The sequence below is a fragment of the Arthrobacter sp. Y3223164 genome, assembly GCF_059091005.1.
In genome coordinates this window covers 1-3,853 of sequence record NZ_JBNHGF010000276.1, presented here as the reverse complement: position 1 = coordinate 3,853, position 3,853 = coordinate 1, and the positions used below count along the sequence as shown (strand labels likewise).

Sequence of the window (3,853 nt, the reverse complement as noted above, 5' to 3'; positions counted from 1 at the left end):
GGCCCCGGCGTCGTCGTTGGCGCCGTCCTTGAGGATGGGCAGCCGCCGGCAGTGGAGGCACAACCCGCCGCCGCCGAAAGGGCGCGCCAGCCGGCCGTTCCGGTGCCGCTCTACGGGCCGGGGGACCTGGTGCTGGTAATCGGCCAGGATGATATTGCCCTCGAGGCCGCCAACTCCATGGCCGCCGCGGCCCCTGCAGTCAACGGTGCGCCCTCGGAGGCCGCCGACTGGATATCGGGCGGCGGCAACATGGTGAAGATGGCCGGCGCGCACGCCGCCGATGTCCGGCGACCGGTGCAGGACCGCAACAGCGCGATCGGTGCCCGTGCCCGGGGCGTGGAGCGGGGACAGAGCGTGTTCGTGGCCTTTGGCCTGGGCCAGGCGCTCACGCCGCCTGTGGAGCTGCTCGCGCTGCTTCCGGCTTTGGGAGCGGACCAGATCTGGCTGGCGGTGGACGCCCGGCGAAAGGCCGAAGACACCGACCGCTGGGTGCAGGCCGTGCAGCGGGTGGTGGTTCCCGACGGCCTGGCGGTCACCGGAACGAGGCACACTGGCTCGCCCAAGACCGTGAACACCCTGGGGGTGCCGGTGGGTTGGGTGGACGGCGCGCCGGCCGAGACCGCCTGGCTCTGACTGCCGCGGCGGGTCGAGCGGGCCTGCCCGGGCGCCGAGTTCAGCTGCGATAGAGTTGACGCGTGCTGGTGCTGACGCGAAAACCCGGAGAGCGGATCCTGATCGGTGACGACATCGTCATCACCGTGCTGGACGCCCGCCGCGACGGCGTCCGCCTGGGCATCGAGGCCCCGCGCGGCGTGAAGATCCAGCGTGATGAGGTGGTCCAGGCGGTCAGCGAGGCCAATATGGCTGCCGCCCAGAGCGGCCCGGAGGCCGAGGAGCGCATCAAGGCCCTGCTGGGCCTGAACCTCCCCGGCAGCAGCGGCCCCGGCGGCCCCGGCAGCTGATCCGCTCGCCGGCGGCCCCATCGGCGCCGGCCAGCTAAACCCGTTCACGGGCGGGGCCAGGGGCGGCGGCAGGCACCGGCGTCGTCGTGCTGTTGTGGCCTTTTTGACCTAACCCGGCACGGCAGGATAACCTTGGTAGTCGTTGTGCGTGTCCAACCTCGATACGCTATGTCCGTGTGGCGGCCCAGTTGCAGGGCCAACCTGGTCCACGGAAATAGCCGAGACTTTCTGGGCCACTGGTTACATTTCAGTCCTCACCTGAAGTTCCGGTAGCGCATCACCAACTTTGCGCGTGTGTTCTGTGAAGAATGCGCCGCTACCTTAGAACACCAAACGAAGGCAAAAACCGTGCGTACGTACACTCCGAAGCCCGGCGATATCAACCGCCAGTGGCACGTCATTGACGCCACCGACGTCGTCCTGGGTCGTCTTGCCAGCCAGACCGCAACACTGCTGCGCGGAAAGCACAAGCCGACCTTTGCTCCTCACATGGACATGGGCGATTTCGTCATCATCATCAACGCTGAGAAGGTCGCCCTGACCGGCGCCAAGCTCGAACAGAAGCGTGCCTACCGCCACTCCGGGTTCCCGGGTGGCCTGTCCTCCGTCAACTACGCCGAACTGCTGGAGAAGAACCCGGTTCGTGCAGTTGAGAAGGCCATCAGGGGCATGCTGCCGAAGAACTCCCTGGCTGCCCAGCAGCTGTCCAAGCTGAAGGTCTACACGGGTGCCGAGCACCCGCACGCTGCCCAGCAGCCGAAGACCTTCGAAATCACCCAGGTCGCCCAGTAGCGCCGGCCACCACTAGAAACTTAATTCAAGGAGCATCGTGGCTGAAGAGCTGAACACCGCTGCTGAGGGCGAAACCCTCACCAGCTACACCTCGGAATCATCCGAGGTCACCGAGACCGCCAAGAAGGAACGCCCCGCCCTCACCGTAGGCGGAGGCGCCGTGGGTCGCCGCAAGCAGGCTATCGCCCGCGTACGTCTGGTTCCGGGTGCCGGCAACTGGACCATCAACGGCCGTGAGCTGGCGAACTACTTCCCGAACAAGCTGCACCAGCAGGAAGTGAACGATCCGTTCAAGATCCTGGATCTGGAAGGCGCTTACGACGTCATCGCCCGCATCCACGGCGGCGGCCCCTCCGGCCAGGCCGGTGCGCTGCGCCTGGGCGTTGCCCGTGCGCTGAACGAGATCGACCGCGAGAACAACCGCCCGACCCTGAAGAAGGCCGGTTTCCTCACGCGCGACGCACGCATCATCGAGCGCAAGAAGGCTGGCCTCAAGAAGGCCCGCAAGGCGCCGCAGTACTCGAAGCGCTAAACCGCTTCCGAAGCTTTTGCTTCCACGCGAGGTCCCGCAGCATGGCTGCGGGGCCTCGCGTGTGTTTAAGCGGCTGTAGCGAGGTGGCGGGCGTAGGGGTGTAAGGTCGCCCGCGGCCGGGTCAGCGGCCAAAACAGGGCGCAGCATGCGACAGCCGGCGGGAGGTGAACCGGCTCCTTGGTGCGCTGCCGTAAAATGGGTCGCGATGTCTAGATTATTTGGTACCGACGGAGTCCGCGGACTGGCCAACGGATTGATCACTGCAGAGCTGGCGCTCGAGGTCGCGCAGGCGGCCGCAGTGGTCCTTGGCCACCGGCAAGTTGAAGACGGCAAGCGCCCGACGGCGGTGATCGCCCGCGACCCGCGCGCAAGCGGCGAGTTCATCAGCGCCGCCGTGGAGGCCGGCCTCGCCAGTGCGGGCGTCGATGTCTACGACGCCGGGGTGCTGCCCACGCCAGCGGCCGCTTACCTGGTGGGGGACCTGGCGGCGGACTTTGGCGTGATGATTTCCGCCTCGCACAATCCGGCCCCGGATAACGGCATCAAGTTTTTCGCCCGCGGCGGGCACAAGCTGCCGGACGAGGTCGAGGACGCGATCGAGCAGGAGATGGCGCAGCCGCGCGTCCGGCCCACGGGCGCGGAGGTCGGACGTATCCAGCGTTTCGCAGACGCGGAAGACCGCTACATCCTGCACCTGCTGCAGACCCTGCCTTCCCGCTTGGAGGGCCTGAAAGTGGTTCTCGACTGCGCGCACGGCGCGGCCAGCGGCTGCTCGCCGGAGGTGTTCCGCGCCGCCGGTGCGGACATTGTGGTGATGGGTGCCGAGCCGGACGGGCTGAACATCAACGACGGCGTGGGGTCCACCCACCTGGAGAAGCTGCAGGCCGCCGTGGTCGAGCACGGCGCCGACCTGGGCATTGCCCACGACGGCGACGCCGACCGCTGCCTGGCCGTGGACGAGCGCGGCAACGTCGTGGACGGCGACCAAATCATGACCATCCTGGCGTTGGCCCTGCGCGACGCCGGCCGGCTCAAGGACGATGTCCTGGTCGCCACGGTCATGAGCAACCTCGGCATGAAGCTGGCCCTGCAGGATGCCGGCATCCGCATCCAGGAAACCGCCGTGGGCGACCGGTACGTGCTGGAATGCATGCGCGCCCACGGATACTCGCTGGGCGGCGAACAGTCCGGGCACGTGATCTTCTCGGAGTACGCGACCACCGGCGACGGCGTCCTGACCGGGCTGCAGTTGGCCGCACAGGTGGCCAAGTCCGGCAAGCCCCTCTCGGAGCTGTCGCAGCGGATGGTCCGGCTTCCCCAGGTCCTGATCAATGTCAAGGACGTGGACAAGTCCGGGGTCGAAACCAACCAGCCCCTCCAGCAGGCCGTGGCTGCCGCGTCCGCCGCGCTGGGTGGGACCGGACGGGTGCTGCTGCGCCCCTCCGGCACCGAGCCGGTCGTGCGCGTGATGGTCGAAGCCGCTGACATGGAAACCGCCCAGGCAACCGCCGAGGAGCTGGCCCGGAGCGTGAAGGCGCACCTGTCGCTGGAGGCGGCCGCCGCCGAG

The 3,853-nt window shown here is 67.8% G+C and carries 5 protein-coding genes; all 5 read left to right on the top strand.

Annotation, left to right across the window (positions count from 1 at the left end):
- The coding region (locus AC5RUJ_RS12495) for a hypothetical protein (RefSeq protein WP_494155933.1) at nucleotides 1-633 on the top strand (633 nt) is incomplete at its 5' end.
- Between the two features lie 62 nt (nucleotides 634-695).
- Nucleotides 696-962, top strand: coding sequence for a carbon storage regulator CsrA (gene csrA / locus AC5RUJ_RS12490; RefSeq protein ID WP_494012682.1), 267 nt, complete (start codon nucleotides 696-698; stop codon nucleotides 960-962).
- Nucleotides 963-1,310: 348 nt separating this feature from the next.
- The gene (gene rplM, locus AC5RUJ_RS12485) at nucleotides 1,311-1,754 is read left to right on the top strand and encodes a 50S ribosomal protein L13 (RefSeq protein ID WP_493979145.1); all 444 of its coding nucleotides are present in this window, start codon (nucleotides 1,311-1,313) and stop codon (nucleotides 1,752-1,754) included.
- Between the two features lie 37 nt (nucleotides 1,755-1,791).
- Complete coding sequence (gene rpsI, locus AC5RUJ_RS12480; protein WP_493979144.1) at nucleotides 1,792-2,286, top strand: 30S ribosomal protein S9; 495 nt, start codon at nucleotides 1,792-1,794, stop codon at nucleotides 2,284-2,286.
- Between the two features lie 205 nt (nucleotides 2,287-2,491).
- The coding region (gene glmM, locus AC5RUJ_RS12475; protein WP_494128373.1) for a phosphoglucosamine mutase at nucleotides 2,492-3,853 on the top strand (1,362 nt) is incomplete at its 3' end.